Annotated in this window: 14 protein-coding genes; 8 read left to right on the top strand and 6 right to left on the bottom strand. The window is 68.7% G+C overall.

Translation table 11 applies throughout. The annotated features are described in order from the left end of the window. Nucleotides 1-39 precede the first annotated feature (39 nt). Nucleotides 40-1,068, bottom strand: coding sequence for a guanitoxin biosynthesis L-enduracididine beta-hydroxylase GntD (gntD, locus tag ACWD3H_RS17590; RefSeq protein ID WP_451955702.1), 1,029 nt, complete (start codon nt 1,066-1,068; stop codon nt 40-42). 325 nt (nt 1,069-1,393) lie between these two features. On the opposite strand from gntD, the gene ACWD3H_RS17585 reads away from it, so the two are divergent. Continuing rightward, nucleotides 1,394-2,386: a hypothetical protein gene (locus ACWD3H_RS17585; protein ID WP_451955701.1), complete on the top strand. Its 993-nt coding sequence runs from the start codon at nt 1,394-1,396 to the stop codon at nt 2,384-2,386. Between the two features lie 57 nt (nt 2,387-2,443). Here the strand turns inward: ACWD3H_RS17585 and ACWD3H_RS17580 are convergent, their stop codons facing one another. Genes ACWD3H_RS17580 through ACWD3H_RS17570 form a run of 3 tightly spaced genes read right to left on the bottom strand, consistent with a single transcriptional unit; the run spans nt 2,444 to nt 4,552 of the window. After that, a complete protein-coding gene (locus tag ACWD3H_RS17580) occupies nt 2,444-3,373 on the bottom strand; it encodes a TauD/TfdA family dioxygenase (RefSeq protein WP_451955700.1) in 930 nt (309 codons plus the stop codon). Next, nucleotides 3,370-3,588: an MbtH family protein gene (locus ACWD3H_RS17575; RefSeq protein WP_355558983.1), complete on the bottom strand. Its 219-nt coding sequence runs from the start codon at nt 3,586-3,588 to the stop codon at nt 3,370-3,372. Before ACWD3H_RS17575 ends, ACWD3H_RS17580 begins: the two co-directional genes overlap by 4 nt. A 52-nt stretch (nt 3,589-3,640) precedes the next feature. Further along, the gene (locus ACWD3H_RS17570) at nt 3,641-4,552 is read right to left on the bottom strand and encodes an ArsR/SmtB family transcription factor (RefSeq protein WP_451955699.1); all 912 of its coding nucleotides are present in this window, start codon (nt 4,550-4,552) and stop codon (nt 3,641-3,643) included. Nucleotides 4,553-5,180: 628 nt separating this feature from the next. On the opposite strand from ACWD3H_RS17570, the gene ACWD3H_RS17565 reads away from it, so the two are divergent. Further along, nucleotides 5,181-6,770 (top strand): tryptophan halogenase family protein, encoded by a 1,590-nt coding sequence (locus ACWD3H_RS17565; protein ID WP_451955698.1) that lies wholly within the window; start codon nt 5,181-5,183, stop codon nt 6,768-6,770. After that, the gene (locus ACWD3H_RS17560; RefSeq protein ID WP_350916826.1) at nt 6,767-7,375 is read left to right on the top strand and encodes a flavin reductase family protein; all 609 of its coding nucleotides are present in this window, start codon (nt 6,767-6,769) and stop codon (nt 7,373-7,375) included. The genes ACWD3H_RS17565 and ACWD3H_RS17560 overlap by 4 nt, the downstream gene beginning before the upstream one ends. Here the strand turns inward: ACWD3H_RS17560 and ACWD3H_RS17555 are convergent. Both ACWD3H_RS17555 and ACWD3H_RS17550 read right to left on the bottom strand, forming a co-directional pair. Continuing rightward, nucleotides 7,299-8,546 (bottom strand): MAB_1171c family putative transporter, encoded by a 1,248-nt coding sequence (locus ACWD3H_RS17555; protein WP_451955697.1) that lies wholly within the window; start codon nt 8,544-8,546, stop codon nt 7,299-7,301. The genes ACWD3H_RS17560 and ACWD3H_RS17555 overlap by 77 nt on opposite strands. A 211-nt stretch (nt 8,547-8,757) precedes the next feature. Next, entirely contained in the window at nt 8,758-10,218 is a 1,461-nt protein-coding gene (locus ACWD3H_RS17550; RefSeq protein WP_451955696.1) for a glycosyltransferase family 39 protein, read from the bottom strand. A gap of 461 nt (nt 10,219-10,679) precedes the next feature. Between ACWD3H_RS17550 and mppP the strand changes: the two genes are divergently transcribed. The 5 genes from mppP to ACWD3H_RS17525 all read left to right on the top strand — a co-directional run bounded on the left by mppP (nt 10,680) and on the right by ACWD3H_RS17525 (nt 16,458). Next, nucleotides 10,680-11,828 (top strand): enduracididine biosynthesis enzyme MppP, encoded by a 1,149-nt coding sequence (mppP, locus tag ACWD3H_RS17545; protein ID WP_451955695.1) that lies wholly within the window; start codon nt 10,680-10,682, stop codon nt 11,826-11,828. After that, entirely contained in the window at nt 11,825-13,051 is a 1,227-nt protein-coding gene (locus ACWD3H_RS17540) for an aminotransferase class I/II-fold pyridoxal phosphate-dependent enzyme (RefSeq protein ID WP_451955694.1), read from the top strand. The genes mppP and ACWD3H_RS17540 overlap by 4 nt, the downstream gene beginning before the upstream one ends. A 3-nt stretch (nt 13,052-13,054) precedes the next feature. Continuing rightward, complete coding sequence (gene mppR / locus ACWD3H_RS17535) at nt 13,055-13,885, top strand: enduracididine biosynthesis enzyme MppR (protein ID WP_355556831.1); 831 nt, start codon at nt 13,055-13,057, stop codon at nt 13,883-13,885. Nucleotides 13,886-14,075: 190 nt separating this feature from the next. After that, the gene (locus ACWD3H_RS17530) at nt 14,076-14,525 is read left to right on the top strand and encodes a helix-turn-helix domain-containing protein (RefSeq protein WP_451955693.1); all 450 of its coding nucleotides are present in this window, start codon (nt 14,076-14,078) and stop codon (nt 14,523-14,525) included. Nucleotides 14,526-15,534: 1,009 nt separating this feature from the next. Further along, nucleotides 15,535-16,458 (top strand): hypothetical protein, encoded by a 924-nt coding sequence (locus ACWD3H_RS17525; RefSeq protein WP_451955692.1) that lies wholly within the window; start codon nt 15,535-15,537, stop codon nt 16,456-16,458. Nucleotides 16,459-16,475: the final 17 nt, after the last annotated feature.

The following is a 16,475-nucleotide window of genomic DNA, read 5'->3' as shown; positions in this document are numbered from 1 at the left end:
TGACTCCTGCCTTCGGGGACGTGTCCGATGACGGTTCGGCTAGTAGATGACACGGGAGGAGGCGCTCAGCCTGAACTCCCGGGACTTGCGCAGGTCCCTCGCCACGTTCAGACGGCGCAGCCAGCGGTCCGTCCCGTCGAAGCGCGCGCTGAAGGGGCTGCGCCCGTGGACGGCCTTGTAGTTGTCGATGAGGCAGATGTCACCCGGCTTGAGGACGACCCCGGTCATCGCGGAATCCAGCGCCGTCCCGAATGCGGCAAGCGCTTTACCCGCGTTCTCTTCCTGGATCCCGCCCATGTAGTGCGGATCGATGCGGATATATGGGTCGTCAGGGTCGCCGAAAAGGACCGCAACAGGCTCAGGAGTGTCCAGCGCCAGGTCGACCTGCCGGTAACTGCGTTTCCGTAGATCCGCGACCTTCGTATCCTCGTCGGTCACCGCGGCCCGATTCGCCGGGCGGTGCGAGTCATCCGGAAGAATGTAGAAGCGTTCCTGTGACAGAATGGCTTTGACATCATCGTCGATACGCACGTCGGAAACGTCGACATAGGTCGTCTCGACCTCGTCGGGATTGCGCAGGCACAGCAGGCCGAGATAGTCGGTGCGCAACGGGTGGAAGGCGTCCTCGGTGTGCCAGACAAGCGTTTCCTCGCTGCTCCAGCCGATCTGCTCGTGTTCGTAGCCCTTGATCGGGAAGACGTCGTGCATGATGTAGCCGCCCTGCTGCGTGGCCCATCCGATGGGGTCTCCCAGCAGGGACGCGATGAGGAAGAACGCGATGTCGTGCCCGATGGTGGGCGAGGGCACCGGCTTGTTCTTCCAGTCCGCGGGGGTCGGGCCGATCCTCGCGTCGTCCACCGGAAGCCCGGAGATCAGCAGGATTCCGGACGGCTCCGCGAGGCGGAACTCGTTGAGCGCCCTGCGGAGACGTCGCGGAAGTTCCTCGGCATACGTCCGGCTCTCGCGCTGGAAATCAGCGGACTCGACGGTCTGGTAACGCTGGGAGAGGTCCCGGACGATTTCCTCGATCACCATGACGTCGTCGTCCAGCAGATGTAATGCCAGCACAATTAACTCCCTCTGCCAACGGCAATCGGTTCCTGGGAATCACCGTGGCCGGGGCGGCCATTCGTCCCCGGCCCTAATCGAGCCTCCGGCATGACGGGGGGCGGGTTCAACGTCTTTGACTTAGGGGCTAAACAGCGCAGTCAGAGCGGGCTTCGTGCTAACGTCGTATGTGGTTCTAATCCTCCGGACCGACCTTTTCCATGTCGCCGCCCTGTCGATCCGCCGACGCGGGACACCGTAGGTCAGGCACCTCCGGAGCCGAGGCCGTCGCCTTCTCGGCCGGCCGTTTCCCAGAACGCCATCGGCAGCATTAGGGAGAACTACATTGCGCCTATCGGGCCTCACCCGGGTGACCAGCGCCGCCGCGCATCTGCAGGTGTTCGCGATATCCGGGATCAGTGCGGTGCTGTTGACCAGGGCCTATCTCCAACGGGCCGGTTATCCCCAGCTCGGCGGAGGGAGCCTGCACATCGCCCACGTCCTGTGGGGCGGCCTGCTGATGACGGTGGGCATGGGCATCACGCTCGCGTTCCTCGGCCAGGCCGCGCGGACCTGGGGTGCCGTCCTCGGCGGGGTCGGGTTCGGGCTGTTCGTCGATGAGGTCGGCAAGTTCGTCACCCAGACGACCGACTACTTCTACCGGCCGGCCGCGGGGATCATCTACCTGGTCTTCGCCCTCCTGGTCGTGCTCTCCCAGTGGTTGAAGGGCCGGACCGACTTCTCCCAGCGCGAGCGCACGGCCAACGCCGTCTACGCGGCACTCGTCGGGGTGACCTCGGGGCTGACCGTGGAGCAGCGGCACGCCGCCGTGCGACTGGTCCAGGGCTCCGACGACGCGCTCGACGCGGCGGCGGTCCGGTTGCTGGGCATGGTCCCGGCCCGGGAGACGGCTCCCGGGCCGTTGCGCACCGGCCTGGCCCGCGCCCGCGTCGCCCTCGACGGCCTGACGCGCCGCCCCCTGCTCGTCACCCTCGCGGTGGTGTATCTCATCGTTCAGGCGCTCCTGCCCCTGGTGGGCCTCGGGCTGGAGAACGCCTACGGCACGCTCGACGGCGAGCAGGAGTGGGGGGCGGTGATCGGCATGGCCGTCTCGGCGGCGATCACGGTGGCGCTGGGCCTGTGCGGCGCGGTGCGGCTGCGCGGGAACCGCATGGCCGCCTTCCGGCTGCTCAACGCCGCGCTGCTGGTCGACATCCTCTTCGGCCAGGTCTTCGCGTTCGTCATGAACCAGTTCTCCGCGGTGCCCGGCCTGGCGGCCGACCTGCTGCTCCTGGCGATCATCTCCGCCGAGGTCCGGCGGCTGCGCGAGCCGGACTGAGGGGCGCGACGGCCGGCCGTCGTCGGCCTGATCGTCGAATCGACCGTCGATCGGCGGTCAGGTCGACGACGGCTCGGCCATCGCCACGGCGATCTTCCGCGGCCCGGTGAACGGCTCGCGGCCGTGCGAGGTCAGCATGTTGTCGATGACCAGAAGGTCGTCCTGACGGTAGTCGAACCGCACGGACGCCGACCGGTAGCAGTCTCGCAGGTGGCCGACGACGTCGTCGGGGATCGTCCCGCCGTCGCCGTAGTAGGTGTTGCTCGGGAGGTTCTCCTCCCCGCACATCTCCAGCAGCCCCAGCCGCACCCCTTCGGGAAGGGTGGTGATGTGGAAGAAGGTCGCGTGGTTGAACCACACCGGGTCGCCGGTGACCGGGTGACGGTGCACGGCCTGGCGGACCGCCCTGGTCCGCAACCGGTCGCCGCCGAGCCACTCCGTCTGCACGCCGTTGCTCCGGCAGTAGTCCGTGACCTCGTCCTCGCTGTCGGTGTTGAACGCCTCGTGCCACGACATGCCGAGCTCGTCGCTGTAGTTACGGACCACCATCCACCCTCGCCGCGCGAACTCCTCGCGGATCGACGGGTCCATCCTGTCGTGGACGGCACGGGTGGAGGCCAGTGGCGTGGCGCCCTGGGACGACGGCGGTCGCAGGCAGTGGAAGTAGAGCACCATCGGCCAGACCGTCTGGTAGGAGTTCTCGTTGTGCAGGAAGATCTCCTCCTGCGAGGGGTAGTCGGTCGAGGTGTAGACATTGCCCTTGATCACGCTGCGCGGGGACGAGCGCTCCGCGTAGGTCAGCGGCGCCCCCGACAGCTCGCGCACGACCTCGTCGAAACCGTCGACGCCGCCGACCTCGAAATCGCGGAACAACACGGCGCCGTGCGCGGTGAGGCTCTTGCGGATCTCCTGCCGGTCGGATCTCACCAGGTCGGAGATCCGGGCACCCCCGCCCTCGATGACGAGGGGCAGTTCGTGGCCGGTCATGGCCGGTCCCCCATCGCCTCGGCCAGGCTCCTCGGACGCATGTCGGTCCAGTTGTCCGTGATGTAGTCCAGGGCGGCCTGCCGGTCCGTCTCGGGCAGGACCACCGTCCACCCCGCGGGCACATCGACGAACGCGGGCCACAGGGAGTGCTGCCCCTCGTCGTTGACCAGCACGAGGTAGGTGCCTTCCGGGTCTTCGAAGGGGTTCGAGTTCATGGCGCTCTCCTTTTTGGAGGTTCTCCGTTCACGAGGCGTGCCGGAGCGGGGGTCAGTTGCGCTGGGGAGACAGGAAGAGCTCCCCGTGCAGCAGCGCCACCCCCAGGGAGGTGAGGGTGTGCAGCGCCGTGTTGCGGTTGCGGGCAGTGGTGATCAGTCCGGCCTTGCGCAGTACGGTGGCGTGCTTGCTGGCCCCGGCGAGAGAGATGCCGAGCCGCTCGGACAGGCCGCCCGTGGTGCAGCTCTCGGCCAGCGCCTGGAGCGCGGCCGCCCTGGTGTGCCCGACCAGGGCGCCGAGCGCCTCGTCGTCGGGCACCGGCGCCCCGGCCAGGTCGGACAGGAAGGCCGGGGTGCACGGCGCCGAGACCACCAGGGCGGGCAGCCCCGTCTCGTGCTCGGCGTCGAGGAAGAGGTAGTTCCTGCCCTGCAGGAACAGCGAGGGGCTCAGCAGCAGACCGCGTCCGCGCAGGTGGACGTCACGGTCCTCGCTGTCGGGGATCTCCAGTACCGGCGGGTTCCAGCACAGCCTGGGGTGCAGCGTCTCAAGCAGGCACTCGACGCCGTTGCTGATCGTTATCCGGCCGTACGCCTCGCGCTCGGACTCCAGGTAACCTCGCACCCTGCTCCAGTACGGCAGCACCGCCACCTGACAGAACCCCAGCACGGTGGCGCTCACCCGCCGGCCGGCCCACTCGTCGGCCACGGAGCGCGGCTCGGCTCGGCCGGGAGAGCGCTCGACCAGTTCCAGCAGCTCCGTCGGCGCCCGGCGTTCACGGACCAGCTGCTCCACGCTGCCGACGCCCTCGCCCAGCCGATCACGCACATGCTTTCGCCACCCGTTCAGGGCGGCGCCTCCGTTGCGACCGAAGATGTCCAGCGCGAACACGCTCTCGGCCACCGGCCCGAGGCTCGCGACCATGCGCAGGCGTGCCAGGTCCTCAACCGTGAAATGAATCCTCAACACCGCGGCCCCCAGCGTTGTAGAAAGATTGGTTTTCTGTGTTGTTGGAAAGCAGGTCACGCCTCTCAGCGGAGGCTCCGGCAAATGATGGCCCGCTCTGCCGGCCGGCGCGCGGACTAATCGATCTCGGCGGGCGCCGGGCAATGCCCAGGACCGTCCGCGAGGATCCCCCAGTAAACCGAGAGTGATATTCTCATCACTCTCCCATTGGCTCTGTCAATAAGATCAACCTAACTCCGACGCCGATCGGAAGTCAACTCTCGTTGCAGAAAGCGTCAAATCTCATACACACCAGTTGATGCACTTACCTTCGGGACAGCCTCTGAACTGCGCTGCCCCCCGGATCTCTCGACCATCCAGAGCACGGCGGCACCGATTCCCGGCAGCCGGACGGCTGGGAACACGCCTCCCCCGAATCGGCGACCAGCCCATTACTCAGCGTACTGAAAGCACGCCTGACCGCCCTGTTTAGCTATCGAGTCAATGATGTGGAGCCGGACCACGCTTTTGGTAGAGGCTTTCAACAATGCCGGGGTGGATGACACCGCCGAGCCGCGCCTTTCACATCACCCGGCGTTCTCCCGGTGTTCTCCCGGTGTTCCGTTCTCACGCGCAGGGATAAGGGTTCAGAATGGTCAAAAGCGTAGTTATCGTCGGAGGTGGCACGTCGGGCTGGATGACCGCCTCGTACCTGCGGGCGGCTTTCGGCGACCGAATCAACGTGACACTGGTCGAGTCGAAGAACGTGCCCACCATCGGGGTCGGAGAGGCGACCTTCAGCACGATCCGCCACTTCTTCAACTATCTGGGCCTGGACGAGCGCGAGTGGATGCCGGAGTGCCAGGCCACCTACAAGCTGGCGATCCGGTTCGAGAACTGGCGCTCCCAAGGCCACCACTTCTACCACCCGTTCGAGCGCCTGCGCACCGTGAACGGATTCCCGCTCACCGACTGGTGGCTGAACGAGCGCCCCGGCGGCCGGTTCGACAAGGACTGCTTCGTCATCGCCTCGCTCTGCGACGCGAACCGGTCTCCCCGCTATCTCTCCGGAGCACTGTTCGAGCAGGACTTCACCGAGGGCGGCGCGGAGCGCGGTTACCGCACCACGCTGACCGAACAGAACACACAGTTCCCCTACGCCTACCACTTCGACGCCGCGCTGCTGGCGAGGTATCTCACGAAGTACGGCACCGACCGCGGCGTCCGGCACGTGCTCGACGACGTGGTGAACGTGAACCTCGACGAGCGCGGCTGGATCAGCGACGTCGTCACCAGGGAGCACGGCGCGCTGGAAGGCGACCTGTTCATCGACTGCACCGGCTTTCGCGGGATGCTGCTGAACAAGGCCCTCTCGGTGCCCTTCATGTCGTACCAGGACACCCTGCCCAACGACCGGGCTGTGGCGCTGCGGGTGCCGGTGAACATGGCCGAGCGGGGCATCCGCCCCTGCACCACGGCCACGGCTCAGGAGGCGGGATGGATCTGGACGATCCCGCTCTTCGGCCGCGTCGGCACCGGCTACGTCTACGCCAGTGACTACTGCACGCCCGACGAGGCGGAGCGGACCCTCCGCGAGTTCGTCGGCCCGGCCGCGGACGACCTCGAGGCCAACCACATCCGCATGCGGATCGGCCGGAGCGAGAACTCCTGGGTGAACAACTGCGTCGCCATCGGACTGTCGAGCGGGTTCGTCGAGCCGCTGGAGTCCACCGGCATCTTCTTCATCCAGAACGCCGTCGAACAGCTCGTCAAGCACTTCCCCAGCGAGCGCTGGGACGACCGGCTGCGCCGGTCCTACAACCGCCAGGTCGCCAATGTGATGGACGGCGTGCGCGAGTTCCTGGTGCTGCACTACCACGCCGCGGCGCGAGCCGACAACGACTACTGGAAGGACGCCACGACCCGTCAGGTACCCGACGGGCTGGCCGAACGTCTGGAGCAGTGGCAGGTCAAGCTGCCCGACCCCGAGACGGTCTTCCCTCACTACCACGGGTTCGAGCCCTACTCCTACACCGCCATGCTCCTGGGGCTGGGCGGCCTCCCCGTGCAGGCCCCGCCGGCGCTGAGGCTGTTCGACGGCGCCGCGGCCTCCAGGGAACTGCGGATCGTCCGCGACCAGTCCCGTGAACTGGTCGACAGGCTGCCCAGCCAGTACGAGTACTTCGCGCGCCTGCACGACCTGCCCCCCGAGCGGCGGGCCGCGCACGGAGCACCACGATGAAGGACCCGCTGGTCGGCCTCTCTCCCTTCGACATCCCCTTCGAGCCCTCCTTCGAGCCCCCCTCGGCGCCGCCGGCGGTCGACCCGACGCGGTTCCGGTCGCTGATGTCCGCCTTCCCCAGCGGGGTCGCCATCGTGACGACCGCCGAGCCCGGCGGCAGGCCGTGGGGGATGACCTGCTCCTCGGTGTGCAGCGTCGCGCTGGACCCGCCGACCCTGCTCGTGTGCGTCCGCAGGCTCAGCCCGACGCTGAAGGCGATGCTGAAGCTGTCGACCTTCACCGTGAACCTTCTGCACGACCGCGCGCGGTACGCGGCGGAACTCTTCGCCTCGGGGACCCCGGACCGCTTCGAGCGGGTCAGGTGGCGCACGGAACCCTCCTTCGGCGGGCCGCACCTCGTGGACGAGGCCCACGCGTTCGCGGACTGCCGGGTCACCCGGACCGTCGAGGTGGGCGACCACACCGTGGTGTTCGGCCAGGTGTTCCGGGTGGAGCAGCGGGCTCGGGCGGTACCGCTGCTCTACGGGCTCAGGGAGTACTCCTCCTGGTCGCCCGCCCCCCGTCGTCCGGAGGGCCCGCGGCCGACCGGCGGCCTGCCTGCCTGAGACGCCGCAGACGGCGCGCGCCGGGTAGCCGGGACAGCCGCCACGCCCACCGCGAACGGCGGTAGGCGCGGGCGACGTCACAGAGGAAGGCGACGTCGCCCGCCAGGTCGTCCCCGCCCGGCACGGTGTCCCGGGGCGGCTCCCCGGCGGGCGCCTCGTCTCCGGAGGCGGCGCGCAACGCGGCCGACAGCGTCGCCGCCTCCACGACGGCGTCCAGCTTCCGGCCGGTGATCCCCGCGGCCGCGGCGCGCTCCCGCGCCGCGGCCGCGACCGCGGGGTCCAGGTGATGCCGTACGATCATCCGGCCGTCCCGGATCTCGATGACCCGCCGGTACAGGCGCAGGCCGAGGTCGCGCGGTGGCAGCAGGCCGGCCAGCCGGTGCGGCGGCCGCAGCAGGGCGATCTGCGGGTTGGCCCGGTACAGATCTCCCCAGAGCGGGCGCAGCACCGTGTAGACGCGGTAGCGATGGAACCACTCCAGCAGGGCGGGCACCCGCAGGAACGCCCCCCACGCCGGCATGGTGGCGCCCAGCGGGACGCATACGAACGCGACCAGGGCGAGCACGGCGTCCAGCGCGTGACCGAGCGGCCGGGCGTGGTCGTCCCCGAAGGCGGCCACGGCCGGCAGCAGCGCCTTGTTGACGTGGTACGCCAGGGCCGCGGCCAGGCCGGCGGCGACCAGCTTCTGCCCGATTCCAGCGGAGACGTCGCCGCTCAGGGGGAACATTCGTCTGGATCGCTGCATGATGAGCGAGGCGAGCAGCTCCGCCTCCCGTTCCTCGACGCCCGAGTAGGAGCCGCGGCTCAGAACCCTGTGCACCATCCCGGAGTCCAGATTGGGCATGAGCAGTCGTACCTGCTCGGCGGCCGACAGGTCGGTCACATCGTGCCCGCACAGCAGATGGCTCAGCTCGTGGAGAATGATGTGTTCCTGGTGCGGTGGCGTGGTCACCTGCTCGTAGAAGATCAGATCGGCACCGTCGACGGCCACCCACAGCCCCATCACGCCGCGCCGGCTCCTCATGGGCTCCAGCCGGATGGTGCGGCTGCGCCTTCGCGCCACCGTGTCGCACAGCTTCCCGGCGTCGAACGGCATGGGCAGCGGGAGCTCGCTCAGTATCTCGTCACACCTGCGGCGCAGCCGCCTGAAACTCGCCCCTGAACGGGTCATCGTGATTCTCGAAAAAGGACGAGAGTGGACCCGCCGCACCACCCGAGGGATGCTTTCCGCCCCCGGAGAACCACGGTCAGAATTCCAGAACGGCGACGTCCGCGGACTCTTCGAGCCCGCGGACCAATGTCTTCATCGACTGACCCACCCCCGTGAGTTCTCCATGTCCTATCCCGGCCGAGCCTAGCAGGCCGGAAATTGGGTCGTGGTCTCAGAATGTACCCAGCCAGCGCAGTTCAGGCCATATCCGCGACCACGGTTCACGGGGGTCACGGCACACCAGGATCTCCTTACCCTGCTCGAAATGGGGAAACTCGAAATCGAGCGTGCCACCGAGCTCGCACCGCCCGAACAGCCTGGAGAACGAGGCACGGTCCACACCGACGGCTATGACAACCGTTTTATCGTCCGCCGGACGACCGAAATCAGCATAGGAATTGTTGCCGCTGTACTCCCGCGGCAGTCCGTAACCGGGACCGTACAGCGCGACGGCACCCGCCTCGCCGTAGTTGTGGCCGTAGACGACAGCCCGTGCCCGGTCGGCCTCCGGCAGCGACCGGTAGACCGCGGCCACCTGTCCCGCCAGCCCCTGCCAGCCCGTCTGGCCGAACTGCTCCTCGCCCAGCGCCGCCAGCACGGGATCGCGGGCGTACACGGCGGCGGGGAGGACCGGCATCACCATCACCATCGCCAGCAGCGCGTTCCCGGCCACCGCCAACCCGACCCAGATCCGGCGCGGGATCGTCGCCGCCCAACCGGCGGCGCGGACGCATCCCGCCACCAGCAGCACGGTCAGCAGACCCTCGGTGTACCGAGGGGCGCCACCGGCCAGGAGCAGGACCACCACCATGACCAGGTAGGCCACGGCGAGCGAGCGGTAGGCGCGCCACTCGGGCCGGCGTAGCAGGGCCAGCAGTCCCACAACCCACACCGGGGTCAGGAACGGGCCGATCATCAGTATCTGTCCCACGAAGAAGTTGATCACGCTTCCGACCCCGAACGGCTCGGACAGGCTCCCGGCCATCGCGAACTGGGGCCAGCCGTTCAGCGCCTGCCAGACCAGGCCGGGCGCGGCGATCAGCGCGGCGACCCCGGCGCCGGCCGGCAGATACCCGCTGCGCAGCACCCGTCTGGGCCCCGTGACCAGCAGCCCCGCCGCGAGGCAGATCACCAGCAGCACCACGAGGTACTTCGCGAGCAGTCCGATCCCGACCACCGCGCCGGCGACCGGCCAGAGCCGCTCCTCGCCGGTACGGATGACACGGATCACCAGCCAGCACGCGGTCACCCAGACGAGGTGGTCCACGGCGGTGGGGTGGAGCACGTGCCCGGCGGCGAACGACGCCAGCGAGCCGGCCGTCGCACACGCCGCGAGCAGTTGCGCCCTGCCGCCCCCGCCGAGTTCGCGGGCGATGAGCCCGGCGACCAGCACGGCGACTCCGGCCAGCAGCGCCGGCACGACGCGGATCGCGACCAGGTTGTCGCCGAACAGCGCCATCTGCGCCCGGGCCAGCAGCGGGATCAGGGGCGGCTGGTCCACGTATCCCCAGTCGAGATGCCCCGCGGCCACCCGGAAGTAGAGTTCGTCGACGTAGTACCCCTGTCCTCCGGAAAGCAGCAGGAACACGGCGACCGCTCCGCCGGAGACGGCCGCGAGGGGTCCCCGGCGCACCGGCGACATCGCCGCCCCGTTTTTTTCCGCGGATGGTTCCGGAATGGCCGTCACGGTCGACATTTAAGAGCACCTCTCATTCTCGATCCACGACCCGCCACGGCATGCCGGACATTCTCGTCCGCGAAAACAGGCGTTCCATGTTGAACCGTCATGCCGACAGTACAGCCGCTGGTGACAGCATGACGGGGGCGTCGCAGACGGGCAACGACATTGAATCCTCGGGAAAATATGCAGCTCGCGTATTGAGCAACCAGACGCTTGCGAACATTCTTTTCATGCATTATTTTTCCCTCAACACCCCTGTCGTTTCGTGTGATCGATAACCGCATTCCGCGGCGCCGGTCGACCGGCGGTCCACGAACGGTTACCCCCGGATTCGACAGGGATTTTTCGAATGCCGGAAAACAGATGTCCCCGGCTGCCCCACACTCCCGAACCACCCATGTGAGGTGAACGGAATGCAGGAAACCCGAACGGTGCCCGCCAGTTCAGGGCTGGACGTCGGCAATCTCACCCAGTTCGAGTATCTGGCCCTGAACAGCCCGCTGAACATCGCCGACGCGCACGCCCGCCAGGGGCTCACCGCGGGACAGGCCCGGATCATCGACGACCTGCCGAACCTGTTCCTCAAGGCCGCCGAACTCCCGGTCGAGGAGGTGGAGCGGGAAGCCCACCGCGCGTACTTCGGGCTACTCGGCCAGCACAGCTACCCGGGCGACGACGGCCGGGTGCTGGCCTGCTACTCCTCCTCCGTGGCCATGGAGATCCTCGCCCGCTCCCTGGCCGGCGCGATGAGCTCGGTCGCGCTGATCCACCCCACCTTCGACAACATCCCGGACATCCTCCGCGGTGTCGGGCTGGACCTGGTGCCGGTGGCCGAGGAACGGCTGGGGGAGGACGACCTCGACGACGTCCTGGGCTCGGTGGGCTGCGTCTTCGTCACCACACCGAACAACCCGACCGGCCGGGTGCTGTCCGAGGAGGGCCTGCGCAGGCTCGCCGGGCAGTGCGCGGAGCGCGACCTGGTCCTGGCGCTGGACACCTCGTTCCGCGGGTTCGACCCCGCCGGCCACTACGACCACTACCGGGTGCTGCGGGACAGCGGGTGCCGCTGGGTCGTCATCGAGGACACCGGCAAGCTGTGGCCGACGCTCGACCTCAAGGTCGGCTGGCTGGTGACGGCGGCCAACCTCGGCCTGCCGGTGGCCAAGATCTACTCCGACATCCTGCTGGGCGTGTCCCCGATGGTGCTCGCGCTGGTCCAGCGGTTCTCCGAGGACGCCGCGGACGGCGGCCTCGCCGACCTGCACCGCTTCGTGGCGGAGAACCGCGCCCTGGTGCGGGAAGGGCTGGCCGGGGTGCCGGGGATCCACTTCCCCGACCCGCACAGCAGGGCCAGCGTGGAACGGGTGAACGTCGGCGCGCGGTCGGCCCTGGACGTGTGGTCCAGCCTGCGGGACCACAACGTGTACGTGCTGCCCTGCCAGAAGTTCCACTGGGCGAACCCGCCCGAGGGGAACAGTACCCTCAGGATCGCCCTGGCCAGGTCCGCCGCTCCCCTCAGGGAGGCGACCCGGGCGCTGCGCTCCGTACTGCTCTCACGATGAGAACCGACGCGGGCGAGGCCGCGACGGTTCCGGCGGAGACCGCGGGACCCCTGTCGCACGCGCGCTCCTGGCGGGCGGGGGTCGTGCAGTCGCTCCTCCCTCCCGGCGTGTTCGACCTGGGGCCGGGCTACCTCGAACCCGGCCTGCTCCCGGTCGACCTGCTGGGAGCCGCCTACGCGCGGGCACTGGAGGAGTACGGCTCGGCCGCGCTCGGCTACGGCGACGACCGGGGCGCGCTCGACCTCCGCGCCGCGCTGGCGGAACGGACCGCCCAGGCGGACGGCATCGCCTGCGGGCCCGGAAACGTGCTGGTCACCGCGGGCATCTCGCAGGCTCTTCAGCTGCTCGCCACCACCCTGGCGGATCCGGGGGATGTGGTCCTCGTCGAGGAGACCTGCTACGACCTGGGACGCCTGATCCTCACCGACTGCGGGATGCGGCTGCGCGAGGTGCGCTCGGACTCCGGGGGCATGGACCCGGACGCGTTGCGCGAGGCCCTGGCCGAGGAACGAGCCGCGTTCGTCTACCTGAACCCCACCTTCCACAACCCCACCGGCCGGGTCGTCCCCGTCGCTCGGCGACGTGAGTTGCTGTCCGTCGCGTCCCGCCACGGGACTCCGGTCGTGGAGGACGACGCCTACGCCGAGCTGCATCTCGGCGAGGCCCCCGCTCCCCCCTCCATGGCGGGGCTCGCGAGCTACCACGGGGTGATCCGGCTGCGCACCTTCTCCAAGACGCTCGCCCCCGGGCTGCGCCTGGGCTGGCTGCTCGCCGGGACCGAGACCGTCGACCGGCTCGCCGGTCACGGGCTGTTCCGCAGCGGCGGCTGCCTGAACCACACCGCCGCGCTCGCGGTGGCCGCCCTGGTGCGCGCCGGCGACTACGACCGTCACCTGGACTGGCTGCGAGCCCGGTTGCGGGAGAGGCGTGACACGCTCGTCGACACCCTGCTGGCCAACCTGGACGACGGTTTCGAACTCGACCGGCCGGACGGCGGTTTCTTCGTCTGGCTCCGCGCCCGCCACCGGCGGCGCGAGCCCGACCTGCTCGGCGCGGCAAGCGGTGCCGGGGTCGAGGTGGCCGCGGGCTCCCGCTTCGGCGGCACGGCGCGGCCGGCCATCCGGCTGGCCTACAGCTTCAACTCCCCCTCGCGGCTGGCCTTCGCCGCCCGGCGGCTGGCCGCGGCCTGGAACGCGTTACCGGCGCACACGGATCGGACCTGACGCATGCGATCGATCGAGACGACCATCCCCTCCACTCCGATGGCGGGCCCGCACGGCTACACCCTGCCGCTCTCCCCCTCCGGGGGCTCGGCGATGGTCACCCCGCCGCCCTGGCACTTCTCCGGCGACGTCATCATGGTCGACTACCGCGTGGACCCGGCCGCGGCCGCGCGGTTCCTGCCGCCCGAACTGGAGCCGGGCCCCGACCCCGGCGAGGCCGCCGCGATCTTCGCCGAGTGGCAGTGGTGCTCGGAGTCCGGGGCCGAACTGGCCGACCCGGCGCGATGCCGGTTCGCCGAGTTCCTGATCCTGATCTCCTGCCGGTACCGGGGGCGGCATCTCGCGCGATGCCCGTACGCCTGGGTGGACAGCCCGGTCCCGCTGATGCGCGGCTGGATCCAGGGCATGCCCAAGCAGTTCGGCACCGTCCACCAGATCCGGCCGGTGGCGGTCGGCCGCGCGGGTCCCCGGCTGGCCGGCGGGGGACGGTTCGGCGGGGTCCTGTCCGTGGACGGACGGCGTACCGCCGAGGCGACCGTCACCCTGGACGGCCGGATCGACCGGCCGCCGCTTCTGCACACGGTCCCGCTGGTGCACACCCGGCTGTTCCCCTCCTGGGTGCCGTCGGAGGCGCCGCTGAACCGGCTCGTCGTCTCGGAGGTCACCGACATCGAGTTCTCCGACATCTGGGCGGGATCGGCCGACCTGCGCCTCCTCGACGTGCCGGACGCCGACCTGGCCGGCCTGGCCCCCGTCGAGGTGGGCAGGGGGTACGTGTTCTCCTACGCGGAGACGCTGCATCACGGCCGGCCGCTGACGGATGACGACAGGTGACGGCACCCCCGGGAAAACATCAGGATATTTCATCTAATGTTCCGCCCGGAGGACCTCGCAGCAACCGATCTACAAGAACAACAAACTGTCGTTGGTCCATATACACACTGCCACCCACCCCAGTTGACGCCCTGGTATCCTTCGACCTGCGACCCGGGCCTGCCCAGGCCGGTCCGCGCGGGAAGGACACATGCCAGACACCTCGCCGGCCGGCTCGCCGGACACACGGCGGACCCTCGCGGCGAAGCTGGACCATCTCTTCCACACGGTCCACCCGCGTGACGGCGGCGAGTACAGCTTCGAGGAGGTCGCCGAGGCACTTCGCGCGGCCGGCGGCCCGACCATATCGGCCACCTACATCTGGCAGCTGCGAAAAGGCATCCGCGACAACCCGACCAAACGGCATCTTGAAGCCCTGGCGGGATTCTTCGGTGTCCCTCCGGCCTACTTCTTCGACGAAACGGCAGCCGAGCGGATCGACGCCGAACTCGCGCTGCTGACCGCCATCCGGGACACGCGCGTCCGGCAGCTCGCGCTGCGCGCGGCCGGTCTCTCCCCCAAGAGCCTGAACGCCATCACCGAGATGATCGAGCGGGTACGCGAGCTGGAAGGACTGCCCGACACCACGGAGAAGCCGTGAGCACCCGCCCTCCTCGCGGAGGCAGGCAGGCCCGCGGACGCCGCCCTCGCCTTCGCCCGCTCATCCTCCGGTATCCCGCACCGCTCCCGCCGGGCGGTCGACGACGCACCGACCTGTTCGGACCGGTGTCCAAGTGAAGTTCAAGTCGTACCCAAGATCGTGTGAGAAGACTTCTCCGGGAGATCTCCTGAGGGAGAAATCAGGTGACCGGATACGACGGCGCGGAAATCTGCGGTCTCGCCCGCTCACGCTGTTCCGGCACGACTTTCCCCGCCCTCGGGCAAGGAAGTGAAGGAGAAAGTCATGAGAACACGCGGAATCATCGGTGTGGCGGTCGCCGCCGCCCCGGCCGGTGGGCTCCTCGTCCCGGCGCTCCCGGCCTCGGCCGCCGATCATCACCATCAGGACCGGCAAGATCCTGGAACCACGGACCGGCACCAACCTGTTCCTCAAGTGCCCCGACAACCATCCGTGGTAAACGACCGCGGGGACAACCGGCCACTACACCCGATGAAGGAACACCGGCGGCAACTGTCCGTCTTCTTCAGGAACGAACCCCGCTTGAAGAACATGTCGGCGAGCGCACTCCGGTCAGGCCGTTCCAGGGCCTGACCGGAGTTCGGAAATCGCTCTCACCTCATAACGCTCCACGACGATCCGTTGGGCGCGCACTCTCGACCTTCCTGGTGTTTCACCAGGTCGGAGACATCTCATATCGCTCCGCGCAGCCGAGTCCAACGATGTCGAGCAACCGGTCGACCGCGGAATCCACGAAGGGTCACTTCAGTTCTGCGTCGATTCAGAAACGACGTCGGCCGGAAATCGTGTAGAGTTGCATATTTTTCCGAATTTAATAACAAAGAGGAGGTTTCCGTTGTCAGGAAATACGGAAGTTGCCGATCAAGGCTCTTCGGCGCGGCATTCCGAAACGAGGTCGGCTTCCATATCCGATACGCCCGCCGCTCCTGCCGCCTTTTCTGTGGCCCCTGGGCCTGCCCGGGGCCTGTCCGTGCTGGAGCCGCATACGGTACTGACGGCATCCGAGCTCTACTCACGCATCTGCGTGAGAGATCCCTACTTCGCCCTCAAGGACGTCACGGTGATGCGGCAGGGCGAGGTGGCGGCCAGGGTGCCCGTGCAACAGGACCCAGACATGGAGGCCGGCTGCATCGGCATCGCCGAAGCGGGCCGCCACCTGGCGATTCTTGGCTCATGCGCCGCGGCCGTGGCGGCGCCTCGGGAGGGCCAGCACTTCTACCTGGCAACGGGCGCCCGCGGACAGTGGCTGAACCCGGAGCCGCAGGCGCGCGCCTCGGAGTTGCTCCGGGGCTCGGCGCAGGCGGAGCACACCGGCGAGCGCACCGCCAAAGCACACACGCTGCTGTCCTCGCCCGACGGCACTCCACTGATGCGCTTGGATGTGGACTACGACGTGCTGCCGGCCGCCACCTTCGCACGTCTGTTCGCCAAGGCGCGTGTGGACATGCGTCGCGAGCCGCGCCTCGACGACGGAGTCCGGCGCACGCCCGAGGAGTGGGCCGAGCTGCGGCAGAACCCGTACGGCAAGCCCCTGGCGCTGCGCGACTGGCACCCGGACGGCGAATGCCTCAGTGCCACACTGGGCCCGGTGACAGCGGACATGTGCAAGGGCCACTTTGCCCTGCACCCGGCGATGCCGGTGGCCGTTGTCGCCGGTGGCATGACGCGAGTGGCCACCACACTGCTGCGCCGGCTGGAGGGTGCGCCATCGGCTCGCTGCATGACGAAGGGCGTACGCCTGGTAGCGCATAGCCTCGCCTACGCGGGGCAAACGATGAGGTTCAGCGCGCACCGCCGTACCCGCGAGGGCGCTGACCATGACTTCCGCTGCTGGGCCGAGGTGGGCGAGCGCGTGGTGGCGGAGCTCGACATCACCTTCACCCGTGTGGACTGAGTCGCCTCAGTCCTGGG

It is taken from the genome of Streptosporangium sp. NPDC002607 (assembly GCF_053592655.1).
Note: the sequence above shows the minus strand (reverse complement) of the source record. Positions and strands in the feature narration are given on the sequence as shown.

Bases quoted from the DNA above. Each gene is read 5' to 3' on its own strand.
- ACWD3H_RS17580 (WP_451955700.1), bottom strand. From the start codon at position 3,373: ATGACCGGCCACGAACTGCCCCTCGTCATCGAGGGCGGGGGTGCCCGG.
- ACWD3H_RS17575 (WP_355558983.1), bottom strand. From the start codon at position 3,588: ATGAACTCGAACCCCTTCGAAGACCCGGAAGGCACCTACCTCGTGCTG.
- ACWD3H_RS17565 (WP_451955698.1), top strand. From the start codon at position 5,181: ATGGTCAAAAGCGTAGTTATCGTCGGAGGTGGCACGTCGGGCTGGATG.
- ACWD3H_RS17560 (WP_350916826.1), top strand. From the start codon at position 6,767: ATGAAGGACCCGCTGGTCGGCCTCTCTCCCTTCGACATCCCCTTCGAG.
- ACWD3H_RS17555 (WP_451955697.1), bottom strand. From the start codon at position 8,546: ATGACCCGTTCAGGGGCGAGTTTCAGGCGGCTGCGCCGCAGGTGTGAC.
- mppP (WP_451955695.1), top strand. From the start codon at position 10,680: ATGCAGGAAACCCGAACGGTGCCCGCCAGTTCAGGGCTGGACGTCGGC.
- ACWD3H_RS17540 (WP_451955694.1), top strand. From the start codon at position 11,825: ATGAGAACCGACGCGGGCGAGGCCGCGACGGTTCCGGCGGAGACCGCG.
- mppR (WP_355556831.1), top strand. From the start codon at position 13,055: ATGCGATCGATCGAGACGACCATCCCCTCCACTCCGATGGCGGGCCCG.
- ACWD3H_RS17530 (WP_451955693.1), top strand. From the start codon at position 14,076: ATGCCAGACACCTCGCCGGCCGGCTCGCCGGACACACGGCGGACCCTC.